Origin of the sequence: Mesorhizobium sp. WSM3879, assembly GCF_002294915.1 — a bacterium.
In the GTDB taxonomy this organism is placed as follows: domain Bacteria; phylum Pseudomonadota; class Alphaproteobacteria; order Rhizobiales; family Rhizobiaceae; genus Mesorhizobium.
The window spans coordinates 379887-405418 of sequence record NZ_NSFZ01000002.1; the positions used below are offsets into that span (position 1 = coordinate 379887).

A 25532-nucleotide genomic window follows, 5' to 3' on the forward strand; every position below is an offset into this window, starting at 1 on the left:
GTACGACCAAAGACGACATCGGCGCGTCACGCGCGACGACCCCTCAGCCTGCCGGCCATCTCTCCTGAGATTAATCTATTCCCTCGAAGCTCTCTTCCGCTTCCGCCACCTCGACGCCGCCCAACCGGAACGGCGCGAACGACGCCCTGTGCAGTCGCGCCACCGGGCCATGCGCCTCGATCGCGGTCCGGTGGCGGACCGTCGCGTAGCCCATATGCATTTCGAAGCCGTAATGCTCATGATGGCCGCCGCAGCCGCACATCATGCGGTCGCGCATCACCTTGGCGATGATCGAGGCGGCGGCGATAGACTGCGAGCGCTGGTCGCCCTTGATCAGCGCGCGGCCCTCGCAGGTGAGCCCTGGCGGCACGTCGCGACCGTCCGCCAGCGCCAGTTTGGGCGGCAGCGACAGGCCAGCGGCGGCGCGGCGCATCGCTTCCAGGCTGGCTTTCAGAATGTTGCTGTTGTCGATGCCTTCGGCGCTGATCGAGGCCATCGAGACGCTGAGCGCCGAGCCCAGGATTTTGAGGAACAGCGCCTCGCGCTGCAGATGGGTGAGGCGCTTGGAATCGTCGAGCCCTTCGGGAATGTTGGCCGGGTTGAGCACCACGGCCGCGGCCACCACCGGACCGGCAAGCGGCCCGCGGCCCGCCTCGTCCATCCCCGCTACCGGCCACAGCCCCTCGGCCATCGCTTTCGTTTCAATCGAGAAGTCGGGCTTCTCGACCATTTCGAAGAGAAGCGGAGAATCGGAACGCGCGCGAGCCATGGTGCGGCGAGGTTCGCATCGGCTCCGATTCTCCGCAAGTCCCTCCGGGTCGGATGGGGCGTCGGACCGGGAGGGCACCGTCTCACGGCCGGGGGACTGGGCCGGACGGGATTCTTGAGCAATTCCAGGAAGAGTGCGTAGCGGGCCTTCCGTACGAAGTTACATCAAAACAGAGGGTTAGCGGATCGCAATCCGGGCGCAAAAGTCTGCCTCCGGAGTTGCCTTGGCGCCGGCCTTCGCGGCGGCATCGTCTTCACAGCAGCATCAACTGCTCGCCGACGCCGGAGCCTGCGACGAATTGGTCGGTCCGAAGCTGCCGCCGCTCGGCATTGAGGCCGAGCCGCTTGGCGGCGATCTCGAAGCGCCGGCCGATCTGCCAGGCATAGGGTCCGGCGCCCTTCATGCGCTTGCCCCATTCCGAATCGTAGTCCTTGCCGTCGCGCATCGAGCGGATCAGCGAAATCACATGCCGGTAGCGATCCGGATAATGGCGCAAGAGCCAGTCCTTGAAGATCGGCGCCACCTCGAGCGGCAGACGCAGCACGACATAGCCTGCCTCCCTGGCGCCGGCGGCGCGCGCCGAATCGAGGATGCGCTCCATCTCCGGATCGGTGAGGCCGGGAATGATCGGCGCCACCATCACCGAGGCGGGGACGCCGGCATCCGAAAGCTGCCTTATCGCTTCCAGCCGCTTTGTCGGCGTCGAGGCGCGCGGCTCCATGGTTCTCGCCAGCATGCGGTCGAGCGTCGTCACCGACAGCGCCACCTTGGCGAGGCCGCGTTCGGCCATGCGCGACAGGATGTCGATATCGCGCGTCACCAGTGCCGACTTGGTGACGATGCCGACCGGATGGCCACGCGCCTCCAGCACCTCCAGGATCTCGCGCATGATCCGGTATTGCTTTTCGATCGGCTGGTAGGGATCGGTGTTGGTGCCGATGGCGATGGTGCGCGGCTGGTAGCCGGGCTTCGACAATTCCCTGTCCAGCATACGCGCCGCATCGGGCTTGGCAAAGAGCTTGGATTCGAAATCGAGCCCCGGCGACAGGCCCATGAAGGAATGCGTTGGCCTGGCAAAGCAGTAGACGCAGCCATGCTCGCAGCCGCGATAGGGATTGATCGAACGATCGAAGGAAATGTCCGGCGACTCGTTGCGCGTGATGATGGTGCGCGGCTTCTCGACCTGCACCTCCGTCTTGAACGGCGGCAGTTCCTCCAGCGAGTTCCAGCCATCGTCGAACACATGCCGGCTGACCGGCTCGAAGCGGCCGGACGGATTGATGCCCGCGGAGCGTCCGCGATTGCGGTCCGGCCGCACGCGCATGCCGCTCTGTTCTATCATTGCATTTGCCATCTCGGCTCTGCCTGCTCCGAAAGCGGCAATGTCGGCGCGCACGATCTGTTCCATTTTCGCCCTCTCCCAGGGACTGTCGGCAGGCTGTCGAATCGCTCTGTTCATGAAACTATTCCTATTTTACCAATGAGAACAAAGCAAGAACTTTCTCGTTCAGAAAGCGCAACTGGCGCAGCGCCGCGCTTTCCGCTATTCGGCTAAAATGCTCAGCGTCCTCATCGAAACCAGGAACGACGAAGAAGGCCTTGCCCGCACGCTGGCCTCGTTGATCGGCGGCGCGGTCGAGGGCGTCGTGCGCGACGTCATCGTCTGCGACACCGGCTCGACCGACCAGACGCATCGCGTCGCCGAGCATGCCGGCTGCCACCTCGTGGCCGGCGGCATCGCAACGGGCATCGGCCAGGCCAAGGGCGACTGGCTGCTGCTTCTGGAACCCGGCGCCCGGCTCGCCGAAGGCTGGATCGACGACGTCGTCGCTCACGCGGCGAGGCAGACGATGCCGGCGCGTTTTTCACGCGCCCGCGGCAATCGCATGCCGTTTCTGGTCCGGGTTTTTTCGGGCAACCGGGCTCTGGAGGAAGGGCTTGTCATCAGCAAGCGCCAGGCCACGGTGCTGGCGAAAAGCGCCCGCAGCGCCGAAGCTCTGGCGCGCGGCCTCGCCACCAGAAGGCTGAATGCCGAAATCTGGGTGGCGCCGCCGAAGTGAGCGCATGCCCTCCTTCTCTCCAGAAGGCGAGAAGATAGAAGAGGTCGCCAAACTTTTGCCGGCCCATTCTATTGTGCATTGCACAAAAAACTGCGGTGAATTAGCATCTGCTTGAAGCGGGACAATCGGGATTGGGTGACGATGAAGCGGCAGACGGCTGGCGCTTCGATGGACGCCATGCATACGAGGAACCCGATGAACCTTGGTACTCCAGATAATTCAGGCGCGGCCAACCTCGAGGCGATCGCCCGCAATGGCAGCCTGTTCAGGCGCATCGCCGTGCGCATCCCGACCTATCTGAAAGATCTACGCGAAAATCCGGCCTGGCTGCCGATGTTCGTGCTGGCGCGCACCATGCCGGGGCGCCGCATGCACTGGCTAGGCGCCAGACGCGTCCGCCCGCTCGACAATGCGGGAGAGACGATGTTTGCCGGAGTCGATCGCGAGGCGGTGGTCGCGGCGCTTCGCTCCGATGGACTGTTTTCGGGGTTCACGCTGCCGCCGGCGATCCATGAGGAGATCGCCGTTTTTGCGCAACGCACGCCCTGTTTCGGCAATTTCGACCGCCGTCTCGAATTCATGCCGGGCGACCATGCCGAGGCGGAGAAGCGTTTCGGCCGCTCGCAGCTCAGCGGGCATTATTTCGAACGCATCCTCGATTGCCCGGCGGCGCTTGCCATCCAGCGGGATCCGCTGCTCCTCGAGGTCGCGCAGCACTATCTCGGCGGCCAGGCGAAACTGATCACGACGCGCGTGTGGTGGAGCTTTCCGACCGGCAAGGCCTCGGATGCCGACAAGAATCTCGCCTCGCTCGGCAAATACCATTTCGATCTCGACGATTGGCGGATGCTGAAATTCTTCTTCTATCTGGTGCCGGTCGACGCCGGCACCGGCCCGCATGTCTATGTCCGCGGCAGCCACAGGCGCCGCGCGCTCAAGCACCAGCTCACGCTTCTGGTCGGCCACCCCGCGGAAGACGTGCTGGACGTCTACGGTCCGGAAAGCCCTGTGACGCTGACGGGCGAGGCGGGCCTCGGCTTCGTCGAGGATCCGTTCGGCTTCCATATGGGAACGGTGCCGACGCATACGCCGCGGCTGATGATGGAAATCGGCTTCGGCGTCTCGCGGCCGTCGCGCCGCCGCTTCCACGGCGAGCCGGTCATCCGCTGAGCCGGACGGGGCCGCTACTCCAGCTTGCCGCCGCGCCTGAGGTGCTCGTCCAGCCGCGGCATGATCTCGACGAAGTTGCAGGGCATGTGCCGGTAGTCGAGCTGCGCCTTGATGATGCCGTCCCAAGCATCCTTGCACGCGCCGGGCGAGCCCGGCAGCACGAAGATAAAGGTGGCGTTGACGACGCCGCCGGTCGCCCGGCTCTGGATCGTCGATGTGCCGATCTTGTCATAGGAAATCCGGTGGAAGACTTCCGAAAAGCCGTCCATGCGCTTTTCGAAAATCGGCTCCAGCGCGTCCGGCGTGACGTCTCGCCCCGTGAAGCCGGTGCCGCCCGTGGTGATGACGACGTCCACCGTTTCATCCTTCGACCAGGCGAGCACTTTTTCGCGGATCTTCTCGCGGTCGTCGGTCACGATGTCGCGAGTGGCCAATACATGACCAGCCTTTGCGATGCGGTCGGCCAATATCTGCCCCGATTTGTCCTCGGCTAGGCTGCGCGTGTCGGAAACGGTCAGCACCGCGATGCGCACCGGGATGAAGGGGCGGCTTTCGTTGGCCATCAGTCGGTCTCCATGCTGCGCGTCGCGGCCACGAACCAACCGGGATGGCGGCGGCGGATGTCGATCGCCGCGCGCTTGGCGACATTGCCAGTCTCGAACAGGCCGAAGCAGGTAGCACCGGAGCCCGACATGCGGGCAAAGGCGGCTCCCGCTTTCTTCAGCGCCTTGAGCGCATCGCCGATCGCCGGTTGGATGGCGCGAGCGGCAGGTTCGAGATCGTTCCGCGTCGTGTCCAGCCAATTGCGTATGCCGTGAAAATCGAGGCGGCCGGGCAGCGGCGGCAATGCCTCATTGTCAGATTTGGAAAGCGCTTTGAACACTTCGGGTGTCGAAACGGCCACGCCCGGGTTGACGAGGACCAGCGCCAGCGCCGGAAACTCCGTCAGCGGCGAAAGTGCATCGCCAATGCCGCGCGCAAGGAGCGGCCTTGCCTTGAGGCACATCGGGAGATCGGCGCCGAGCGTCAGCCCGATCCGCGCCAGCCCCGCCTCCCCGATGTCGAGCTTCCAGAGGCGCGAAAGGCCGTTGAGCGCCGCCGCCGCGTCGCTCGAGCCGCCGCCGACGCCGGAAGCGACCGGCAGGTTCTTTTCCAGCCGGATGGCGACTGGTGGCGTCTGTTGCGCGCCGGCTTCCCGCCGCAGCGCGTCGCGCGCTTTGAGTACCAGATTGTCGCCATCGATTGGCACGCCGGCGGCGAAGGGGCCAGACACCGAAAACGCATCGTCTTGCGCCAGCTCGATCTCGAGCCGGTCGCCGAAGCGCGTGAACACGGCAAGGCTATCGAGCAGGTGGTAACCGTCGGCGCGCCGTCCGGTGACGTGCAGCGCGAGGTTGATCTTGGCAGGCGCAAGCCATGTCTGGGACTTGGCCTCTGCCTCCAGAATGTCGGCTGCTGGCGAGATGGTGTTCAGTCCTTGGCCAGACGGTACTCGCCGGTCTTCGGATCCTTGACCAGCGTTCCCATCGTGCCGTTGGCCGCCTGCTTCTCGGTGCGCCGGATCTTGGCCGTCACGCGCTCGGCCTCGCGTACGAAAGCGCGATAACCGAAATAGGCGGCGGCGCCGACGACAACGAAGAAAATGATCTGCGGCATCTCACAACTCCTCCCGCGTTCTCGCGGCAAGGCCGGCCGGATGGGTCGGTCAAGCGGCCATGCTAGACGCAATCATGGCTTTTTCAAAGCCCGAAGCGCGCCCACAGCGCGCGCTCTTCCGCCGCATCGATGACGCCGCTGGCCGCGGCCGCGGCGATGTCCGGCGCCGAAAAACGCGATCCGAACAAGCCGAAACGGCCGAAAAGCCCGCGCGGCGCGGTGATCAGCCTGAGCTGCGTCTTTTCGCCGAAACGGGTCTTGAGCACGCTGCGCATGTCGCCCAGCGCATCGACGAGGCCGAGCTCGAGACCCTTTTTGGCGGTCCAGAACAGTCCGGTGAACAGATCCGGGTCGTCCTTGAGCTTGGTGCCGCGCCGTTCCTTGACGAGATCGATGAAGGTCTCGTGCACTTCGAGCTGCAAGGCTTTCAGCCGCTCGACGTCTTCCCTCTTTTCCGGCTTGAAGGGGTCGAGTACGGCCTTGTTCTGGCCCGCGGTGTGGACGCGCCGCTCGATGCCGATCTTCTTCATCAGCTCCGGGAAGCCGAAGGAGGCGGAGACGACGCCGATCGAGCCAACGATCGAGGAAGGGTCGGCGAATATCTCGTCACCGGCGATTGCGATCATGTAGCCGCCGGAGGCCGCCACATCCTCGACGAAGACGAGCACTCGTCTATCCTTCTCTGCCGCCAGGTCGCGGATGCGCTTGAAGATCAGCCGCGACTGCACCGGCGAGCCGCCCGGCGAGTTGATCGAAATCGCAACCGCCGGCGCGTCGAAGCCGAACGCTTTCTCGATGAGCCCGGCCGTCGAGGCGAGCGACAGGCTTGGCCGAAACTGGCCGCCGCCGGGCATGATCGTGCCATGCAGCCTGATGACCGGAATGGTGACGACTGTCGAGCGCCAGGATTTCGGCAGCAGGCGGTTGAAGAAGCGTTTCACGAAAGCTTGTCTCCACAAGAGATGCTAGAGCAAGGTCAGACCTCATCCTTGCTCCCGGGCATGTAGGAATTCGCCGCGCAACGGCAATGCCGCATCGCCGGCCTCTGATCAATCGCCGAACAGCGACGCCAGCCCGTTGTTGATCATTTCGGTCCGCTCCGTCGGCTCGTTGCCGGATGCGCCGTGCAAGGTGAGCGGAGGCCGGATCGACAGTTTTCCGCGCGCGCCGAGCACCGCCCTGACGACGATGCGGATCGCCGCCGCGTCTGGGCGCGGGTGCACGCAGAGCATCTCGGCATCGCCGAAGCGGCCTTCCATCGCATCCAGGATGGCGACAAGCTGCTCCGGCCGCGCAATCGCGGCCAGTCCGCCGCGCGGCTTGACGACGGCGGCCGCACTTCTGATCCAGCGCTCGAACAGGCCGTCTTCCGTGACATGCGCTTCTCTGCGCAGCGCGTCCGGCGTGGCGCGGTCTTGCGCCGCGTTGAAGGGCGGGTTCATGACGACGAAGTCGAACGAATTGTCGGCAAGTCCGGCTCCGTGCCGTGCCCGTCCCGCAAGCGTGACGTCGGCCTTAAGCACCGAGGCGCGGTCGCCGAGATGCGCGTTCCCGGGGTGGGCAAGCGTGGCCGCGGCAAAGGCCGCCATCTCCGCGGAACGCTCGACCAGAACCGCGTGTGCCAAAGGGCAGCGCGACAGCACGGCGAGCGTCGCCGCACCGGCGCCCGCGCCGAAATCGGCGAGCCGGCCGGAAAAGCCGGATGGGACGGCAGCCGCCAGCATCATGGCGTCCATGCCGGCACGGTGGCCTTGTCGCGGCTGCACCAGCCAGAAGCGCCCGCGATGGAAGGCGTCGACCGTGTGGGCCGGCGTGTCCGGGGCGAGGGCGGTTGATGCTGCCATTATTGCCGGCGGATCTCGTTCTCGATGCCGGCATCCTTCAGGATGCGCCGTGCGGCATCGGCTTTCTCGGCATCGACCATGACGCGCCTGGGCAGGATGCCGATCGATCCGTCGAGCACGCTCATGTTCTGGTCGGCGACGAAGCAGGCGATGCCGGCGTCGCGCATGAGCGATTCGACGAAGGAGATGAGGACGGCGTCGTTGGTGCGGACAAGCTCGATCATGGAATGAAAATCGCAGGTTGCGGCGCTCATGTAAACGCCGGGGCCGCCCAGCGCCAGCCAAACCGCGCCAATTCGCCTCTTGCCGTGCGCGGTTGTGCCGACCTAGAGTCCCACCGGGACCAGGGTGTTGTCGGGCGCGTCAATGAGACGGGAGTGATCGTGGTGGGTGTCGTTCTGAATATCGAAGGCAAGCGGGAACCTGCTTCCATCCAGGATCTCATCGACCTGACGGCAGCCGACATGGGACGCGTCAACGAACTGATCCTGTCGAAGGCCGGCTCCGACGTCGAGATGATCCCGGAGGTCGCCAACCACCTGATCTCGTCCGGCGGCAAGCGGCTGCGGCCGATGCTGACGCTCGCCGCCGCCCAGATGTTCGGCTATGCGGGCGAGGGGCACGTCAAGCTCGCCACCGCAGTCGAATTTATGCACACCGCGACGCTGCTCCACGATGACGTCGTCGACGAGAGCGCGCTTCGCCGCGGCAAGAAGACGGCGCGCATGATCTGGGGCAACGAGGCGAGCGTGCTGGTCGGCGATTTCCTGCTCGGCCAGGCTTTTCGCATGATGGTCGAAGTCGGCTCGCTGGAGGCTCTCGACATCCTGTCGAGCGCCGCCTCCATCATCGCCGAGGGCGAGGTGATGCAGCTTGCGGCTGCCAAGAATCTGGAGACCACCGAGGACGAGCACTTCGCCGTCATCAAGGCCAAGACCGCCGCCCTGTTCTCGGCCGCCGCCGAGGTCGGTCCGGTGATCGCGCTCGCTTCCCGCACCGACCGGGCGGCGCTGCGCTCCTATGGCATGAATCTCGGCCTTGCCTTCCAGCTCATAGACGACGCGCTGGACTATGGCGGCTCCAGCAAGGATCTCGGCAAGAATGTCGGCGACGATTTCCGCGAGGGCAAGGTGACGCTGCCGGTGATCCTCGCTTATCGGCGGGGCACCAAGGCGGAGCGCACCTTCTGGAAGCGCGCCATCGAGGAAAATGCCGCCGACGATGCCGGGCTCGAAAAGGCGATCGGTCTGATGACCCGCCATGGCGCCATCGCCGATACGATCGGTCGCGCCCGTCACTTCGGCGAGATCGCCCGCGACGCGCTCGCGCCGCTGGAGGCGACGCCGCAGAAATCGGCGCTGATCGACGTCATCGATTTCTGCATCAGCCGCGTCAACTGAGCGCCTGTCGGTTCTCTTCGGCGTCCGCCGGGCGGGCATCTCTGATTCCCGCTCTGGCCGTCTCGACAAACGGCAGCTCAGCAAATTATCTATAAAACATGGCCACCACAGAGGACACGATCGCCGTCCGCATCAGCAAGGAACTGGCGGACCGCATCATTTCGGGCGTTATCGAGCCCGGATCGCGGCTGCGCCAGGACCATGTCGCCGAGGAATTCGGCACCAGCCACGTGCCAGTGCGCGAGGCTTTTCGCCGCCTCGAGGCGCAAGGTCTGGCGATCAGCGAGCCGCGCCGCGGCGTGCGTGTGGCCGCTTTCGACCTCGGCGAGGTCAGGGAAGTGGCCGAGATGCGCGCCGCGCTCGAAGTGCTGGCGCTGCGCCACGCTGCGCCGCATCTGACGCCGGCGATCCTCGACCGCGCCGAGGAGGCGACCAAGGCGGGCGACAAATCCCGCGATGTCCGCTCCTGGGAGGAGGCCAATCGCACCTTCCACCGCTTGATCTTGACGCCCTGCAACATGCCGCGCCTGCTTTCCACCATCGACGACCTGCATGCCGCAAGCGCGCGTTTCCTGTTCGCCGCCTGGCGCTCCGAATGGGAGACCCGCACCGATCAGGATCACCGGGCGATCCTGAGCGCGCTGAGGCAAGGCAACACGGAATCGGCTGCCGCCACGCTCGGCCGGCATGTGCAATGGATCGGCCAAAAACCGGTCAAGACCGCTTCCGGCAGGACTCGCGACGCCTTCGCCATTGTCGGCTAACGCGAGAACCCAGACACAGCTGCCTTTCTGCGCTCAATGGCAGTCAAATGTCGGTTTTGGGCGCCCCGATTGCCCATGAATGGCTCAGCCTCATTGCCCTCCGCAAGGCAGCGCTTGCCATCTCCGCAAAAATATGGATTCGATAATAGATCGATTGCAGGAATTATCTATAATTTCAACTCAACCAGGGACCTCACCGTGACAAACATCGCCGTTTCGACCCGCCAGTCTTCCTTCAGCCCGCTCCAACTGCACAGCCGCTCCGTTGCCTGGCAGTTCGGCGCCGTCGTCCTCGGCTCGCTGTTCCTGGCGCTGTCGTCCTACATCGAGGTGCCGATGGTGCCGGTTCCGGTGACCATGCAGACCTTCGCGGTGACGCTGGTCGGTGCGCTCTATGGCTGGCGCTTCGGCGCGCTGACCATCACGGCCTGGCTTGTCGAGGGTGCCGCCGGCTTCCCGGTTCTGGCCGGCGGTGCGGCCGGCGTGCAGCATTTTATGGGCCCGACCGGCGGCTATCTCTTCTCCTTCCCGATCGTCGGTGCGATCGTCGGCTGGCTGGCCGAGCGCGGCTGGAACGGCAATCGGGTGATGCTTGCCTTCGCCGCCATGCTCATCGGCAATCTTCTGTGCCTGGTTCTCGGCACGGCCTGGCTTGCCGCCATGATCGGCGCCGAGAAGGCCATCACCTTCGGCTTCCTGCCCTTCATTGTCGGCGGCCTCCTGAAGTCGGCGCTGGGCGCCGCAACGCTGAAGCTCTTTTCCACCTATCGGGCCGAACCGCGCGACCGCTCGTCAAAGACGCAATGACCGTCAGGCTGCGCGCCCATCATCTGCTCTGCCTGCTGACCTATGTCGGCAAAGGCTACTCGCCCGCTTTCACCGCCAATTACGACAAGGTGGTGAAGCGGCTGGGCGACGGCGAGGCGGTCCTGATCGTGTCGGGGCCGGACGACATCTGCACCCCGATGCTGGTCGAGCCCGAGCCGCACTGCCTGGGCGAAGGCGCCGCCGAGCGCGACGGGCTCGCGGCGCGCGACGTCGGCGCTCTCCTCGGCCGGTCCGTCCAGGCCGGCGACCGGCTCGTGTTGGATGCCTCTAGCCTGGCGCCGATGCGCAAGGCGTTTTCCTCCGGCCTGACGCGTCAGGCGTGCACGGGCTGCGAATGGTCCGACCTGTGCAGCGCGGTTGCCCTCAGCGGATTCCAAGATACGCGTCTTTAGGCGGCGCCGTCTGCGGCTTCCCGCGCCGGACTTTTTGGACGCACGCCGTATTTTTTAAGCCCGATGATTGCATTGTGATTCGCTGCGGATTGAAGCCTGACCCCAAAAAGGCCATGCTTTGTCGGGAAAACATCGACTCTGTGGGCGGTCCGCCAAGGGGGGATCGCGTCTGGCTGAAAGGGATACAATGCGGCAAGGACGTGCGCGCTGGCTGACGAGGCTGGCATTTTTAACGGGTGTGGCGCTGTCGGTGCTGCCTGCCCATGCCAAGGAAAACTCCCAACCGGTCCAGATCACGTCCTTTTCGGGCGCCTATCTTGCCGCCCATATTGCCGAAAGCGACAACGATCTCGACAATGCCATCGCCTATTACAAGCAGGCGCTGGCCTTTGCCCCCAATGACACCGAGCTGCAGCAGAGCCTCATGCTGGCGCTGGTCGCCCAGGGCCGCTTCGAGGAATCGCTGGTCTATGCCGACAAGCTCAAGGAAGTTCCCGATGTCGAGCGCTTCTCGCGTCTGGCGCTTGCGGTCGATTCCTTCCACAAGAAGGACTACGCCAAGGCTCAGTACTGGCTGAAGCTGTCGCTCGAATCCGATCTCGACCGGCTGCTCTCCGGCGTCATGGACGGTTGGGCCAAGGAAGGCGCGGGCGATGCCTCCGAGGCGATGGCTTCGATCGATAAGCTGAAGGGGCCGGACTGGTTCGGCCTGTTCAAGTCCTTCCATCGCGCCCTCATCGCCGACGCCGCCGGCCTTTCCCCCAAGGCCGATGAGATCTACGCCGCCACCCTGGCCGATACCGCCGCCGGCGGCTCCGCGCCCGAGACGTGGATGCGCAATGCCCAGGCCTATGCCTCGTTCCTCGCCCGCAAGGGCGACAAGACTAAGGCGATGGCGGTGCTGAACCAGGCCGAAGCCTTCGCGCCTGGCAAGCTCGAAATCACCACGCTGCGCGACAGGATCAGCAAGGGCGACAAGATCGAGCCCCTGGTCGCTACCCCGGCCGACGGGGCCTCGGAAATCCTGCTCGACCTCGCCACCGCGCTCAACCGTGGCGGCGGCGAGCCTTTCGTGAGGCTCTATCTGCAATATGCGCTGGCGCTGAAGCCGGACAGCGACGCCGCCCTCGTGCAGCTCGCCGCCGTCGCCGAGCAGCTGAAGGACGGCGAAGGCGCGATCGCGCTCTATCGGCGCATTCCGGCCTCCTCGCCATTGAAGGAGCTTTCTGAGCTGCAGCTTGGCCTGAACCTTGCCGACATCGACCGTCACGACGAAGCCATCGCGCATCTCAAGGGTTATGTCGATGCGCACCCGACCGACATGCGCGGCTACCTGGCGCTTGGCGGCGTCTACTCCTCGAAGGAGGACTACCGTTCGGCTGCCAATCTCTACGACAAGGCGGTCGAACAGCTGAAGACGCCGACCGCCGCCAACTGGAACATCTTCTACCAGCGCGGCATCGCCTATGAGCGGCTGAAGGAATGGCCGAAGGCCGAGCCCAATTTCCGCAAGGCTCTGGAGCTGCAGCCCGACCAGCCGCAGGTCCTGAACTATCTCGGCTATTCCTGGGTCGACATGAACATGAACCTCAAGGAAGGCCTGGCGATGATCCAGAAGGCCGTGGATCTCAGGCCAAGCGACGGCTACATCGTCGACTCGCTTGGCTGGGCCTATTACCGCCTCGGCCGCTTCGACGACGCCGTGCGCGAAATGGAGCGCGCCGTGTCGCTGAAGCCCGAGGATCCGGTTCTCAACGACCATCTGGGCGACGCCTATTGGCGCGTCGGCCGCAAGCTGGAAGCGACCTTCCAGTGGACCCAGGCACGCGACCTGAAGCCGGACCCGGATGTGCTCGCCACCTTGCAGCAGAAGCTGCTGAAGGGCCTGCCGCCGATCGAGTCCAACACGGCGCAGGAAACGCCGAAGGTGAAACCGGTCCCGCCCGCGGCGCCGAAGGGCTGAGGCGCACATTTCTGCAGTTTGGCGGGGCCCTTGGGGGCCCCGCAACGTTTCAAAACATCTTGCGGTAGACGACGAACCCCGAGCGCTCGCCGATCCTGTCATAGAGCTGCATGGCGGTGTGGTTGGTCTCGTGCGTCAGCCAGTAGACGCGACCCGAGCCCGCGGCTTTGGCGCGCTCGTAAACGCCTTCGACCAGTGCCCGGCCGACGCCTTGGCCGCGCGCGGCTTGCGAGGTGAAGAGATCCTGCAGATAGCAGTTCGGCGCGATCGCCGTGGTCGAGCGGTGGTAGAGATAGTGGACGAGGCCGAGAAGCCTGCCGTCGCGCTCGGCCACCAGAGCATGCACCGGCTCGTAGGCGTCGAAGAAGCGCGACCAGGTCATCTGGGTGATCTCGCCGGCAAGCGCGGTCTCGCCCGAGCGGCCGTAGAATTCGTTGTAGCCGTCCCAGAGCGGCAGCCACTGCTCGTAGTCCTGCTGGGTGACAGGGCGGACGGTGAGTTGACCAGGCATGGCGGGAACCTTTGTCGTTGCGGCTCACCGAAGCAAACGGCCCGCGTGAGCGGCCTTCAATGGGCCAGCCGCCGGCAAAGCGTTCAACCTCTCCTCGATGCGGCGCCGTGCCTTGACGCTTGCCGGCCCGGCAACTAGGGAAAGCCCACTCCCAGCGCTTTCCGAGGCCGCCGTGACCGTCGAGATCCCTGCCCACATGCATCCCAGCCGCTCCTTCCAGGGGCTGATCCTGACCTTGCACAACTACTGGGCAGCTTACGGCTGCGTCATCCTGCAGCCCTACGACATGGAAGTCGGCGCCGGCACCTTCCACCCCGCCACCACCTTGCGCGCGCTCGGCCCGTTGCGCTGGAACGCGGCTTACGTGCAGCCGTCGCGCCGGCCGAAGGACGGCCGCTACGGCGAGAACCCGAACCGGCTGCAGCATTACTATCAATATCAGGTGATCCTGAAGCCGAACCCGCCGAACCTGCAGGAACTCTATCTCGGCTCGCTGGAAGCCATCGGCGTCGATCCGCTGCTGCATGACATCCGCTTCGTCGAGGACGATTGGGAAAGCCCGACGCTGGGTGCCTGGGGCCTCGGCTGGGAGTGCTGGTGCGACGGCATGGAAGTGTCGCAGTTCACCTATTTCCAGCAGGTCTGCGGCATCGAATGCGCGCCGGTGGCCGGCGAGCTCACCTATGGGCTCGAGCGTCTCGCCATGTATGTGCAGGGCGTCGACAATGTCTACGACTTGAACTTCAACGGCCGCGAAGGGCCTGAGAAGGTCACCTATGGCGACGTCTTCCTGCAGGCCGAGCAGGAATATTCGCGCCACAATTTCGAATTCGCCAACACCGCGATGCTGCTTCGGCATTTCGAGGACGCCGAAGCCGAGTGCAAAGCGCTGCTCGCTGCCGGCGCGCCGGCGTCGAACGACAATTTGTCGATGCACAGTCTGGTTTTCCCCGCCTATGACCAGTGCATCAAGGCAAGCCACGTCTTCAATCTGCTTGACGCCCGCGGCGTGATTTCCGTGACCGAGCGCCAGAGCTACATTCTGCGCGTGCGCAACCTTGCCAAGGCTTGCGGAGAGGCGTTCCTGCAAACGCGCGCGGGCGGCTTGGCGACTTAGCCCAAAGTCACGCTGGCGATCTCGGCGGCGGCTGCCGTCGGCAACGTGATCTGGACTGTCGCGGCATCGATCGTGCGCAGTGCCTGTCGCACACCCGGCATCGAGAATGTGCCATGCATCTGGGCGGCGAAGCAGGCGCTCAGTGCCAGGATCTGCAGGATTCTCGATGCCGTCTTCATGGTTGTTCAGCCAATAGTTCTCCGTCTGAGCGTTGGTCGCTTCAGCACTGTGTTTGGTTCATGGGGTGTCTGTTCTTATGACGGGTGGGCTCGTGTCGTCCCGACAAAGAACTGAAAATTTCCTGAAATAGCTCGAACTGCCGACCGGCAGGCAGGGTGACAGGCGCGAGCCGAGTTGCTATGCCGCGCCGGACCCTTCGCCAGCATGAGCTGACCCTATGCCTGACCTACTCCTAGAACTCCGCTCGGAAGAAATCCCCGCGCGCATGCAGCGCAAGGCGGCTGGCGATCTTCGCAAGATGCTGACCGACGGCTTGGTCGAGGCGGGCCTGACCTATGAGGCGGCGCGCGAATACTGGACGCCGCGACGCCTGGCGCTGGACGTGCGCGGGCTGACGGCGCGCTCTAAGGACATTCTCGAGGAGATCAAGGGCCCCTCGACCACGGCGCCCGAGCAGGCGGTGCAGGGTTTTCTGCGCAAGGCCGGCCTTTCATCGATCGCCGAGGCGCATGTCCATTCGGATCCCAAGAAGGGCGACTTCTACGTCGCCCACATCTCCAAGCCGGGCAGGGCGGCGGAAGAGATCATCGCCGAGCTGGTGCCGGGCATCATCAAGAACTTTCCCTGGCCGAAATCGATGCGCTGGGGCGCGGCCTCGGCCAAGCCCGGCTCACTGCGCTGGGTGCGGCCGCTGCAATCGATCGTCTGCACCTTCGGCCCGGAGACCGAGGAGCCGGTGGTGGTCGACTTCGAGATCGACGGCATCCGCTCCGGCAACGTCACCTACGGCCACCGCTTCCACGCACCGGGCCCGATCACCGTGCGCCGCTTCGACGACTATGCGGCGAAGCTCGAAGCGGCCAAGGTCGTGCTTGATGCCGACCGGCGCAAGGAGATCATCCTGGCCGATGCCCGCAATGTCGCCTTCGCCAACGGCCTCGACCTCGTCGAGGACGAGGGCCTGCTGGAAGAGGTCTCCGGCCTAGTCGAATGGCCGGTCGTGCTGATGGGCGAGTTCGAGCAGGATTTTCTCACCATCCCGGCCGAGGTCATTCGCCTAACCATTCGCGCCAATCAGAAATGCTTCGTCACCCGGCCGCAGGGCGCGGGCGAAGATCTGTCGAACCGCTTCATCCTGGTTGCCAATATCGAGGCGAAGGACGGCGGCAAAGAGATCGCCTACGGCAATGGCAAGGTGGTGCGGGCGCGTCTCTCAGACGCCCTCTATTTCTGGAAGACCGACCAGGGCGATCTGCCCGACCTCGGCACGCTGCAAGAGTCGGCGGCGAAGTTCGAGCTGGATCTAAAGAAGCCGCTCGACCAGCGCATGGCGCGCCTTGACCATCTCAATGTGACCTTCCATGCCAAGCTTGGCACGCAGGGCGCCCGGGTCGAGCGCATCAAGCGCTTGGCCGAAGAATTGGCGCCGACGGTGGCGAAGTCGATCTCCCCCCTTGAGGGGGAGATGGCCGGCAGGGCAGAGGGGGTTGCTTCGGCTGGTGCGACGCATTCTGGCCTTTCGAAGAGGGAAGAGGTTGGCACTCCACGCGAGACGACCCCCTCTGTCGCCTCTGGCGACATCTCCCCCTCGAGGGGGGAGATTACCGCGCTCGTCGCCCGCGCCGCGGTGCTCGCCAAGGCCGACCTGCAGACCGAGGTGGTAGGCGAGTTCCCGGAATTGCAGGGCGCCATGGGCCGCAAATATGCGCTGCTCCAGGGTGAGCATCCGTCGGTGGCCGCGGCCGCCGAGGAGCACTACAAGCCGCAAGGCCCGTCCGACCGGGTGCCGACCGACCCGGTGTCGGTTGCTGTCGCGCTGGCCGACAAGCTCGATACGCTGACCGGCTTCTGGGCGATTGATGAAAAGCCGACAGGCAGCAAGGATCCGTTCGCGCTCAGAAGAGCTGCACTCGGCGTGGTCCGGATCCTGATCGAGAACCGCATTCGCCTCGGACTGACATCGGTCTTCGCCAAGGCCTTTGCGAGCTTCGCCGGCGATGTCGCACAAATTTCGGATCTCCTCGGCTTCTTCCATGACCGCCTCAAGGTATATCTCCGCGAAAGCGGTGCACGATACGATCTGATCGACGCCGTCATCACGCCGCAGTCCGACGACCTTCTGCAGATCGTTCGCCGCGTCGAGGCGCTGGGCAAGTTCCTCGACACGGAGGATGGCAAGAACCTCCTCGCCGGTACCAAGCGCGCCGCCAACATCCTGGCTGCCGAGGAGAAGAAGAAAACACGGGTCGCCGAGATAGTTGAGCCGGCGCTGTTCCGCGAAGATGCGGAAAAGAAGCTGTCGGCCGCGGTGAATCAGGCCGAGAAGGCAGCCGGCCAAGCGATTCAAAACGAAGATTTTTCCGCCGCCATGCTGACGCTTAGCGTCTTGCGTGAACCGGTTGATTCATTCTTTGAAGGGGTTCTCGTGAATGATGAGGATCAGGCCGTGCGCGCCAACCGCCTGGCCCTGCTTGCCCGCATCCGCGCCGCCACCGACCAGGTCGCCGATTTTTCAAAAATCGTCGGCTGACAGCCAGAATGCCGGTCGGAAGCTGAATGCTCCGTAAGGCGCGGGAGGCCGTCGCGCCTACATCGCCTTGCTGAAGCGCGGCGGCGTCGGGGCAGCTTCCGGTTGGACTTCCGGTTGGGTCTCGCCGTCAGACGCCGTTGCCGTCGTAGCGGGGTTGTTCTCGGAAGCTTTGGTATCGCCGTTGGCGGCAGCCTGAGCCGTGCCGTTGGGGGGCGTGGCCGCAGCCGTGCCGTTGGGAGGCGTGCCGGCGGGCGCGGTGCCGTTTGCCGGTGTCGCGGCCTCCTTGGCCGGGGCAGTCGCCGCGGGCGCCGCCGAAGCGCCGCCGACGATGCCGCCGCGAATGATCGTCGGCGCCTGTGCTTGCCTCTGTCCGGATTTCTCCGGGATCGCGGCCACTTTCTCATCGGTGACGGCTGGCAGCGGCTCGCCGAGCGCCACAACTGACGGTGTAGCCTTGCCGGGCTCGATCGCGGCCAGCCTGACAATGGATGGCGTCGAGGTCGCCGCGCCGAGCACGACGATGGACGAAGCCTGTGCCAAGCCGCTCGTCGCCAGAAGACCGATACCGACCGCTCCTAGAGCAATTCCAGGAAAGGGACGTAACAGCTTTCCGTCCGCAATTGCATCAAAGCAAGACATACGCATCACGACAACTCTCCGCCCACCAACCGGAAATCCGCACCCTAGCGTCGGCGAATTGATGCCGGCTTGCGCGGAAACTTAACATTTTAGGGATTGATAAATCGCCAATGCGCGCCCTTGCCCCTGCTGCCATGCCGTATTACGGGACCGGCATGTTCAGGATCGGTGGTGAATTTGGCTGAGATACTTGGCGTCGGCGAGGCGATGGAAAGGGCGCTGGCGCTGCTCGAAGGCGGCGATGTTGTCGCCATCCCGACCGAGACCGTTTACGGACTGGCAGGTGACGCCACGAAGGGGGCTGCCGTGGCGCGTATCTTCGAGGCCAAGGGGCGCCCGCGCTTCAACCCGCTGATCGCCCATGTCGCCAACCTGGCAATGGCGACCCGCATTGCTGCGTTCGATCCACTGTCAACAAAGCTGGCGGAAGCTTTCTGGCCCGGTCCGCTGACGCTGGTGTTGCCGCAGCGCGCGGAAAACGGCATCCATCCGCTCGTCACAGCCGGGCTTGACACGATCGCGCTGCGCATGCCGAGAGGCTTCGGCGGCGAGCTGATCGCGAGATTGGGCCGGCCGCTCGCGGCGCCCAGCGCCAATTCCTCCGGCAGGATCAGCGCCACGACGGCCGAGGCCGTGTCGGCCGATCTCGGCGGGAAGATCAAGCTGGTGGTCGACGGCGGCGCGACGCCCGTCGGCCTGGAATCGACGATCGTCAAGATCGAGGACGGCAAGCTGCGTCTGCTACGACCCGGCGGCATCGCTGCCCGGGACATTGAAGCGGTCGTCGGAATTGAGGTGATCCGCGGCGCTACCGGAATCCAGGCGCCCGGCATGCTCGCCTCGCATTACGCGCCGCGCGCATCGATGCGGCTCAACGTCGGCAAGCTCACGAGCGGCGAGGCGCTGCTCGCCTTCGGCCGCGCTCGCGCTGAAGGCTGGCAGGATGCCGTGGCGCTGCGCAATCTTTCCGAGGCGGGGGATCTGCGGGAGGCCGCCGCCAATCTGTTCGCCTATATGCAGGCGCTCGACCGCAGCGGCGCGCCCACTATCGCCGTCGAGCCGATCCCGGCCGACGGCTTGGGCGAGGCGATCAACGACCGGCTCGCGCGCGCCGCCGCCCCGCGTGACAAGATCGACTGAGCCTATCTCTTTGTTTTGACGCAATTCCGGACGGAAAACCGCTTCACACTTTTCCTGGAATTGCTCTAGGTTTGGGCGCATGAACGACCAGCCCTTCGACCTCGATCCTGCCCTCATCGACCGCTTCGCTGCCATCGTCGGCGACAGATACGCGCTGCGCGATCAGGCTGACATCGCGCCATACATCACCGAACGGCGCGGCCTCTGGCATGGCCGGACACCCCTGGTGCTGAGGCCAGGCAGCGTCGAGGAAGTGAGCCGCATCATGCGGCTCGCGACCGAGACCGGCACGCCGGTCGTGCCGCAGAGCGGCAACACCGGGCTGGTCGGCGCCCAAGTGCCGGACAAGTCCGGCCGCAACATCGTGCTCTCGCTGTCGCGGCTGAACCGCATCCGCGAAATCGATGTCCTGTCGAACACCATCACCGCCGAGGCCGGCGTCATCCTGCAGACGCTCCAGGAAGCGGCCGACGCTGCCGACCGGCTGTTCCCGCTGTCGCTTGCAGCCCAAGGCTCCTGCCAGATCGGCGGCAATCTCTCTTCCAATGCCGGGGGCACCGGCGTGCTTGCCTATGGCAATGCGCGCGAGCTTTGCCTCGGCGTCGAAGTGGTGCTGCCGACCGGCGAAGTGTTCGACGATCTGCGCAAGCTGAAGAAGGACAACACCGGCTACGATCTGAAAAACCTCTTCGTCGGCGCCGAGGGCACCCTCGGCGTCATCACCGCCGCGGTGCTGAAGCTCTTTCCGAAGCCGAAGGGCAGGGAGGTTGCCTTCGCCGGCCTGTCGTCGCCCCAGGCAGCGCTCTCGCTGTTCAGCTTGGCGATGGATCGCGCCGGTGCTTCGCTCACGGCTTTCGAGCTGATCGCCAAAAGGCCTTACGACTTCACGCTTAAGCATGGGCAAGGGATCACCCGACCGCTGGCGGATGACTGGCAGTGGTATGCCCTGATGCAGGTCTCTTCAGGTCGCTCGGAAGAAGATGGCAAGGCGCTGATCGAGGAGATTCTTTCGGCCGGCCTCGAGCAGGGCATCGTCGGCGATGCGGTGGTGTCGGCAAGTCTTGCCCAGGGCGACGCCTTCTGGAATTTCCGCGAGACGCTGCCCGAATGCCAGAAGCCGGAGGGCGCCTCGATCAAGCACGACATCTCGGTGCCGATCGCCTCGATCCCGGAGTTCATCGAAAAGGCGGCCGGCGTGGTCCAGACTGTCTGTCCCGGCGCCCGCGTCGTCTGCTTCGGCCACATGGGCGACGGCAATCTTCACTACAACATCTCTCGCCCGCTGGATTGGCAGGACGAGCCGTTCCTTGAGCTCTACCACCCGATGAACAAGGCCGTGCACGATGTCGTGCGTTCCTTCCACGGCTCGATCTCGGCCGAGCACGGCATCGGCCAATTGAAGCGCGACGAGCTGATCGCCACGGCCCCGCCAATGGCGATCGATCTGATGCGCCGGGTGAAGGCGGCCTTCGACCCGGCCGGCATCATGAATCCCGGTAAGGTTATCTAATTCTTCCAACATCTTGTGGCTGGTCGCATTCCGATAACCATCGGCTCCGATCAGCAAAATTTAACTGACTTTCTTAAGCGCGGCGGTAAGAAGCGAGCGCTAATGTTTCCCGCATAACGAGGCCGGAAGAACCGGCCCGGAGAGAACCGGAAAACGGCCCTCAGGAGAAACAGGAAGGCATTCGATGAACACTGGACTGAAGCCAGTCTGGGCGGGGCGCAACATGCGTCTCGACCCGTTTCGCCTGCCGCAGATGGTAAGCTATGCCACGCGCGACGACTATGGCGATGTAACCTTCACCATCGACCAGCGCGGCGCCGTCATCCGCCGCACGCTGGAGATGAGCGGCGTGCCGGCGATCATCGCGCTGCCCGCCAATGCCTTCCGTGGTGTCGCCGCCCGCGCCATGGAGGATCCGGACGGCAATGTCACCGTGACGCTGGAACTTCTGCACAATGATCCGATGCTGTCGGTGCCGCTTTTGGTCGCCGACGATCTCGACGACGTCGCCGCCGACTGGCGCGCCTGGGCCGACGCCTATCGCCTGCCGATGCTTCTGATCGAGGCCGACGGCGTCGCCCGCACGCTGGAGGAATCGCTGGGCGCCGCAATCAAAGCGCTGCCGCCGCAGGAACGCCGCCAGGGCCGTGTCTCCAACATGCGCCGCCCGCGCTTCCTCGCCCGCCGCAGGACCGGCAATCTCGGCCTGCGTCTCGTCGTCGGCGGTGAGGAGATTATCGCGCGCGAATAGCAGCGACCCTTCCCTTCTCCCCCTGTGGGAGAAGGTGTCGCCGAAGGCGACGGATGAGGGGTTCTCCAGGAAACGCCGAGCTCTCACTCCGCTGAAACACCCTCAACCGTCTCGGCACTGCGCGCCGATCCACCCTCCCACGACAAGGGGAGAAGGAGAGGCGCTACACCAGCGGCTTCAGCACCACCCAAAACGCCCCGCCGATCAGCCCCAGAAAAATCAGCCAGCCGACCTGGTTGTTCGACTTGAACAGCTTCAGGCACTGATCGGGATCGTTGATGTCGAGCCGGATGATCTGGCGCGCCATATGCGCGCCGGCGGCAATCAGCCCGGCCAGCGCCGGCATCGGCACTTGAGCCGAGGCAAAGGCGATGGCGAAGCAGGCAAGCGTGCCGCCATAGAGCCCGGTGAGCCAGGTCTTGGTGTTGTCGCCGAACAGGCGTGCCGTCGAGCGCACGCCGACGATGGCGTCGTCTTCTTTGTCCTGATGCGCGTAGATCGTGTCGTAGCCGATCACCCACAGGATCGAGCCGATATAGAGCATGATGGCGGGGCCATCGAGATCGCCGAACTCGACCGCCCAGCCCATCAGCGCGCCCCAGGAGAAGGCGAGCCCGAGCACGAATTGCGGCCAATTGGTGATGCGCTTCATGAACGGGTAGATCGCGACAATGGCCAGCGAGGCGATGCCGAGCGGAATGGCGAAGCTGTTGAACTGCAAAAGCACCGCGAGCCCGACCAGCGCCTGGATGATCAGAAACGCCCAGGCCTGGCGGCGCGTCACCTGGCCGGCCGGCAGCGGCCGCGAGCGGGTGCGCTCGACCTGGTTGTCGATGTCTTCGTCGACGATGTCGTTGTAGGTGCAGCCGGCGCCGCGCATGGCGACGGCGCCGATGAAAAACAGGAACAGGTACCAGGGCGCGGGCAACAGCGTCAGCAGCGGATCCGTCGGCCGCGGATAGGCGCTGGCCGCAAGAGCCGCCGACCACCAGCAGGGCCACAAGAGCAGCTGCCAGCCGATCGGCCGGTCCCAGCGCGCAAGCTGCGCATAGGGCCACAGCCAGCGCGGCAGCACTCGGTAAACCCAATGGCCGCTCGGCGCGTCCGCGACGCGGCCCTGGGCTGCTTTCGACTGGATCGTTTTCATCGTGCTGGAGTGGCAGCAGCGATGGGCGCCGTCAAGCAGCCGTGTTGTCGCTCAGCCAGTGAAAACATCGTGACTGGCGAACCATGCTTTCGCTGTCTCGATGAAGGCGAGTGCCGCCTTCGATAGGCGCAGGCGCGCGTTGTGGGCGAGGACAAGCGCTGCATGGGAAGCACATCAAGCCCGGCCAGAGGTTGCGCGAGGGCTGGTTCCCCATCGTTTTCCGGAGCTGAGTCGACTTCGGATTGGGCCGGGCGGGGTCGGTTCCCCACCGGCAAATTGCCTCATTGCGTCTTGATGTGGGCAATCTTCCCGTGTGCAATCGCCCTCCGAAACGCCAAGACGCCTTGACCCGTCGCCCTTGGACCAATAGCGGGTTCGGGGACACGATCAGCAAGAGGTGGCCATGAACGTTCTTCTTCTCGGCTCGGGCGGCCGCGAACATGCGCTTGCCTGGAAGATCGCCGCGTCGCCGCTGCTGACGAAGCTCTATGCTTCACCCGGCAATCCCGGCATCGGCCGTTTCGCCGAACTGGTCAAGCTGGACATCGCCGACCACTCCACTGTGGCCGCCTTCTGCCAGGAGAAGAAGATCGACCTCGTCGTCGTCGGTCCGGAAGGGCCGCTGGTGGCTGGCATTGCCGATGATTTGCGCGCCTGGGGCATCCGCGTCTTCGGCCCCTCCAGGGCGGCGGCGCGGCTCGAAGGCTCGAAGGGCTTTACCAAGGATCTTTGCGCCAAGTTCAACATCCCGACCGCAGCCTATGGCCGCTTCGCCGATCTCGCGGCGGCCAAAGCCTATGTCGAAAAGACGGGCGCGCCGATCGTCATCAAGGCTGACGGGCTTGCCGCCGGCAAGGGCGTCACCATCGCCATGACGCTGGAGGAGGCGCTTGCCGCGCTCGACGCCTGTTTCGACGGCGCTTTTGGCGCCGCCGGCGCCGAGGTCGTCGTCGAGGAATATCTGACCGGCGAGGAGGCGAGCTTCTTCTGCCTCTGCGACGGCGCTACCGCGCTGCCCTTCGGCACCGCGCAGGACCATAAGCGCGTCGGCGACGGCGATACCGGTCCGAACACCGGCGGCATGGGCGCCTATTCGCCGGCGCCGGTGATGACGCCCGACATGACCGAGCGCACCATGCGCGAGATCGTCGAGCCGACGATGCGCGGCATGGCCAATCTCGGCGCGCCTTTCGCCGGCATCCTCTTCGCCGGTTTGATGATCACCGACCAAGGCCCCAAGCTGATCGAGTACAACACCCGCTTCGGCGATCCCGAATGCCAGGTGCTGATGATGCGGCTGAAGGACGACCTGCTCGTCCTGCTCAACGCTGCTGTCGACGGCCAGCTCGCGCATATGTCTGCCCGCTGGAGCGACGACGCGGCACTGACCGTGGTGATGGCGGCGAGGGGTTATCCCGGCACGCCGGAAAAGGGCTCGGTGATCCGCGGTCTCGACGAGGCCGCCAGCGACGGCGCCGAAATCTTCCATGCCGGCACCGCCATCAACGGCGGCGCGCTCGTCGCCAATGGCGGCCGCGTGCTCAACGTCACGGCAACCGGCACCACCGTCGGGGAGGCACAAAAAAAGGCCTACGCGGCGATCGACCGTATCGACTGGCCGCAGGGTTTCTGCCGCCACGACATCGGCTGGCGCGCCGTCGACCGCGAGCAGACCGGCAAATAGGACATCTCACCGTTTCACGGAAACGGCGAAATCTCCCGTCTATTTGTTTTGACGCAGTTTCCGACGAAAACCGCTTCACACTTTTTCTGAAATTGCTCTAATCAGGCAGCCTTGCTTTTGCCCGGTCGCGCCCAGGCCGGCAACCAGTCGCCATGCGCTGCAAGCAGGTCGTCGACCAGCGACCAGATCTGATCGAGATCGAGCTCGGCCGCCGTGTGCGGGTCCATCATCGCCGCGTGGTAGATGTGCTCGCGGCTCTCGCTCATCAGCGCCCGCACCGTCAGTTCCTGAACGTTGATGTTGGTGCGGATCAGCGCCGTCAGCTGCGGCGGCAGCTCGCCGATATAGGTCGGCTGGATGCCGGAAGCATCGACCAGGCACGGCACTTCCGCCGCGCAATCGAAAGGCAGCGAGGTGATGCAGCCATTGTTGCGGACATTGCCGTAGATCACCGACGGCTCGCCGGTCCACACCGAGTTCATGATCGAGGAGGCGTATTCCTTCGACTGCGTCACCTCGATCCGGTCGGCCGAGCGGTAGGCCTCCGCCTGGCCCTTCCAGCGCTCGATCTGCTCGATGCACCGCTTCGGATATTCGTCAAGCGGGATGCCGTATTTCTCGATCAGATCGGGGCGGCCTTCCTTGATGAAATAGGGCGTGTATTCGGCGAAATGCTCCGAGCTTTCGGTGACGAAATAGCCGAGCCGGGTCAGCATCTCGTAGCGCACCTTGTTGGGGCAGCGCGGGTTCCAGCCGGGCTTCGGCGCGCGGCCCTCGCGATAGGCGCGGACAAGGTCGGGATAGAGGTCGCGGTAGGAGCCGTCCGGCTGGCGATGCTCGAACTTGAGGTAAAAGGCCATGTGGTTGATGCCAGCTGCGCGGTAGCGGATCTCCTCATAGGGAAGGTCGAGGTCGTGCGCCAGCTCCATCGCCGTGCCCTGCACCGAATGGCAGAGCCCAACCTGTTTGATCTGGGGGAATTTCGCGGCGATCGCCCAGGTGTTGATCGCCATTGGGTTGACGTATTGCAGCATGATCGCGTCGGGGCAGACGGCGAGCATGTCCTCGCAGATCCTCCACAGATGCGGCACCGTCCTCAGGCCCCGCATGATGCCGCCGACGCCGAGCGTGTCGGCGATCGTCTGGCGCAGGCCATATTTCTTCGGCACCTCGAAGTCGGTGACGGTGCAGGGCTCGTAACCGCCGATCTGGAAGGCGACGACGACGAAATCGGCGCCGGACAGCGCCTGGCGTTGGTCGGAATAGGTCTCGGCCTTCGCCTTCACGCCGAGGGTCGCGATCAGCTTGTTGACGACGACGGCGCTCTCTTCCAGCCGCTGCGGGTTGATGTCCATCAAAGCGATCGTCGCGCCCGACAGCGCCGGGCGCTGCAGCACGTCGCCGACAATGTTCTTCATGAACACCGTCGAGCCGGCGCCGAGGAAGGTGATCCTGGGATTTCTTGCCACTGTGAGCC

At 64.8% G+C, this 25532-nt stretch carries 26 protein-coding genes; 13 read left to right on the forward strand and 13 right to left on the reverse strand.

Annotation, left to right across the window (positions count from 1 at the left end):
• Positions 1-70 precede the first annotated feature (70 nt).
• Together CK218_RS05215 and CK218_RS05220 are read right to left on the reverse strand one after the other, a co-directional pair.
• A complete protein-coding gene (locus tag CK218_RS05215; protein WP_095776222.1) occupies positions 71-769 on the reverse strand; it encodes a ribonuclease HII in 699 nt (232 codons plus the stop codon).
• A gap of 253 nt (positions 770-1022) precedes the next feature.
• Positions 1023-2177 carry a PA0069 family radical SAM protein gene (locus tag CK218_RS05220; RefSeq protein WP_141245458.1) on the reverse strand — a complete coding sequence of 385 codons (1155 nt, stop codon included), beginning with the start codon at positions 2175-2177 and terminating at the stop codon, positions 1023-1025.
• Positions 2178-2325: 148 nt separating this feature from the next.
• On the opposite strand from CK218_RS05220, the gene CK218_RS05225 reads away from it, so the two are divergent.
• Positions 2326-2829, forward strand: coding sequence for a glycosyltransferase (locus CK218_RS05225; RefSeq protein WP_095827074.1), 504 nt, complete (start codon positions 2326-2328; stop codon positions 2827-2829).
• Between the two features lie 195 nt (positions 2830-3024).
• Entirely contained in the window at positions 3025-3999 is a 975-nt protein-coding gene (locus CK218_RS05230; RefSeq protein ID WP_095827223.1) for a hypothetical protein, read from the forward strand.
• A 14-nt stretch (positions 4000-4013) separates the two neighbouring features.
• On the opposite strand, the gene moaB is transcribed toward CK218_RS05230, so the two are convergent.
• The 6 genes from moaB to CK218_RS05260 form a co-directional block, all read right to left on the reverse strand.
• Positions 4014-4562 carry a molybdenum cofactor biosynthesis protein B gene (gene moaB, locus CK218_RS05235; protein ID WP_095827075.1) on the reverse strand — a complete coding sequence of 183 codons (549 nt, stop codon included), beginning with the start codon at positions 4560-4562 and terminating at the stop codon, positions 4014-4016.
• Positions 4562-5443 carry a 4-(cytidine 5'-diphospho)-2-C-methyl-D-erythritol kinase gene (locus tag CK218_RS05240; protein ID WP_095827076.1) on the reverse strand — a complete coding sequence of 294 codons (882 nt, stop codon included), beginning with the start codon at positions 5441-5443 and terminating at the stop codon, positions 4562-4564. Before CK218_RS05240 ends, moaB begins: the two co-directional genes overlap by 1 nt.
• A 26-nt stretch (positions 5444-5469) precedes the next feature.
• A complete protein-coding gene (locus CK218_RS05245) occupies positions 5470-5655 on the reverse strand; it encodes a hypothetical protein (RefSeq protein ID WP_066999017.1) in 186 nt (61 codons plus the stop codon).
• 83 nt (positions 5656-5738) lie between these two features.
• Entirely contained in the window at positions 5739-6596 is an 858-nt protein-coding gene (locus tag CK218_RS05250; RefSeq protein WP_066999014.1) for a S49 family peptidase, read from the reverse strand.
• Positions 6597-6704: 108 nt separating this feature from the next.
• Positions 6705-7499, reverse strand: a complete 795-nt coding sequence (locus tag CK218_RS05255; protein ID WP_179294428.1) for a methyltransferase — start codon at positions 7497-7499, stop codon at positions 6705-6707.
• A complete protein-coding gene (locus CK218_RS05260; RefSeq protein WP_066999078.1) occupies positions 7499-7723 on the reverse strand; it encodes a DUF2007 domain-containing protein in 225 nt (74 codons plus the stop codon). The genes CK218_RS05255 and CK218_RS05260 overlap by 1 nt, the downstream gene beginning before the upstream one ends.
• 162 nt (positions 7724-7885) lie before the next feature.
• Here CK218_RS05260 and CK218_RS05265 point away from each other — a divergent pair, with 162 nt between their 5' ends.
• The 5 genes from CK218_RS05265 to CK218_RS05285 all read left to right on the forward strand — a co-directional run bounded on the left by CK218_RS05265 (position 7886) and on the right by CK218_RS05285 (position 12846).
• A complete protein-coding gene (locus CK218_RS05265; protein WP_095827224.1) occupies positions 7886-8899 on the forward strand; it encodes a polyprenyl synthetase family protein in 1014 nt (337 codons plus the stop codon).
• A gap of 98 nt (positions 8900-8997) precedes the next feature.
• Complete coding sequence (locus CK218_RS05270; protein WP_066999005.1) at positions 8998-9663, forward strand: GntR family transcriptional regulator; 666 nt, start codon at positions 8998-9000, stop codon at positions 9661-9663.
• Between the two features lie 198 nt (positions 9664-9861).
• Positions 9862-10470 (forward strand): biotin transporter BioY, encoded by a 609-nt coding sequence (locus tag CK218_RS05275; RefSeq protein ID WP_095776217.1) that lies wholly within the window; start codon positions 9862-9864, stop codon positions 10468-10470.
• Positions 10467-10883: a DUF1284 domain-containing protein gene (locus tag CK218_RS05280; protein ID WP_095827077.1), complete on the forward strand. Its 417-nt coding sequence runs from the start codon at positions 10467-10469 to the stop codon at positions 10881-10883. Before CK218_RS05275 ends, CK218_RS05280 begins: the two co-directional genes overlap by 4 nt.
• A gap of 187 nt (positions 10884-11070) precedes the next feature.
• A complete protein-coding gene (locus CK218_RS05285; RefSeq protein WP_095781738.1) occupies positions 11071-12846 on the forward strand; it encodes a tetratricopeptide repeat protein in 1776 nt (591 codons plus the stop codon).
• Positions 12847-12895: 49 nt separating this feature from the next.
• On the opposite strand, the gene CK218_RS05290 is transcribed toward CK218_RS05285, so the two are convergent.
• Complete coding sequence (locus CK218_RS05290) at positions 12896-13357, reverse strand: GNAT family N-acetyltransferase (RefSeq protein WP_095827078.1); 462 nt, start codon at positions 13355-13357, stop codon at positions 12896-12898.
• Positions 13358-13529: 172 nt separating this feature from the next.
• On the opposite strand from CK218_RS05290, the gene CK218_RS05295 reads away from it, so the two are divergent.
• Positions 13530-14474, forward strand: a complete 945-nt coding sequence (locus CK218_RS05295) for a glycine--tRNA ligase subunit alpha (RefSeq protein ID WP_095827079.1) — start codon at positions 13530-13532, stop codon at positions 14472-14474.
• On the opposite strand, the gene CK218_RS05300 is transcribed toward CK218_RS05295, so the two are convergent.
• The gene (locus CK218_RS05300) at positions 14471-14653 is read right to left on the reverse strand and encodes a hypothetical protein (RefSeq protein WP_095827080.1); all 183 of its coding nucleotides are present in this window, start codon (positions 14651-14653) and stop codon (positions 14471-14473) included. The genes CK218_RS05295 and CK218_RS05300 overlap by 4 nt on opposite strands.
• 218 nt (positions 14654-14871) lie before the next feature.
• On the opposite strand from CK218_RS05300, the gene glyS reads away from it, so the two are divergent.
• On the forward strand, positions 14872-17184 hold the full coding sequence (glyS, locus tag CK218_RS05305) for a glycine--tRNA ligase subunit beta (protein ID WP_095827081.1): 2313 nt from the start codon (positions 14872-14874) through the stop codon (positions 17182-17184).
• A 57-nt stretch (positions 17185-17241) separates the two neighbouring features.
• On the opposite strand, the gene CK218_RS05310 is transcribed toward glyS, so the two are convergent.
• Positions 17242-17724 carry a hypothetical protein gene (locus CK218_RS05310; RefSeq protein WP_095776212.1) on the reverse strand — a complete coding sequence of 161 codons (483 nt, stop codon included), beginning with the start codon at positions 17722-17724 and terminating at the stop codon, positions 17242-17244.
• A gap of 276 nt (positions 17725-18000) precedes the next feature.
• Between CK218_RS05310 and CK218_RS05315 the strand changes: the two genes are divergently transcribed.
• The 3 genes from CK218_RS05315 to CK218_RS05325 all read left to right on the forward strand — a co-directional run bounded on the left by CK218_RS05315 (position 18001) and on the right by CK218_RS05325 (position 21224).
• On the forward strand, positions 18001-18963 hold the full coding sequence (locus CK218_RS05315) for an L-threonylcarbamoyladenylate synthase (RefSeq protein ID WP_179294429.1): 963 nt from the start codon (positions 18001-18003) through the stop codon (positions 18961-18963).
• 79 nt (positions 18964-19042) lie between these two features.
• On the forward strand, positions 19043-20473 hold the full coding sequence (locus CK218_RS05320) for an FAD-binding oxidoreductase (protein ID WP_095827083.1): 1431 nt from the start codon (positions 19043-19045) through the stop codon (positions 20471-20473).
• 184 nt (positions 20474-20657) lie between these two features.
• Positions 20658-21224: a DUF6101 family protein gene (locus tag CK218_RS05325; protein ID WP_095781732.1), complete on the forward strand. Its 567-nt coding sequence runs from the start codon at positions 20658-20660 to the stop codon at positions 21222-21224.
• Positions 21225-21387: 163 nt separating this feature from the next.
• Here the strand turns inward: CK218_RS05325 and ubiA are convergent, their stop codons facing one another.
• On the reverse strand, positions 21388-22371 hold the full coding sequence (ubiA, locus tag CK218_RS05330) for a 4-hydroxybenzoate octaprenyltransferase (RefSeq protein WP_095781731.1): 984 nt from the start codon (positions 22369-22371) through the stop codon (positions 21388-21390).
• Positions 22372-22774: 403 nt separating this feature from the next.
• Here ubiA and purD point away from each other — a divergent pair, with 403 nt between their 5' ends.
• Positions 22775-24055 carry a phosphoribosylamine--glycine ligase gene (gene purD / locus CK218_RS05340; protein ID WP_095827084.1) on the forward strand — a complete coding sequence of 427 codons (1281 nt, stop codon included), beginning with the start codon at positions 22775-22777 and terminating at the stop codon, positions 24053-24055.
• Between the two features lie 101 nt (positions 24056-24156).
• On the opposite strand, the gene CK218_RS05345 is transcribed toward purD, so the two are convergent.
• Positions 24157-25524: an alpha-glucosidase/alpha-galactosidase gene (locus tag CK218_RS05345; protein WP_095827085.1), complete on the reverse strand. Its 1368-nt coding sequence runs from the start codon at positions 25522-25524 to the stop codon at positions 24157-24159.
• Between the last annotated feature and the right edge of the window lie 8 nt (positions 25525-25532).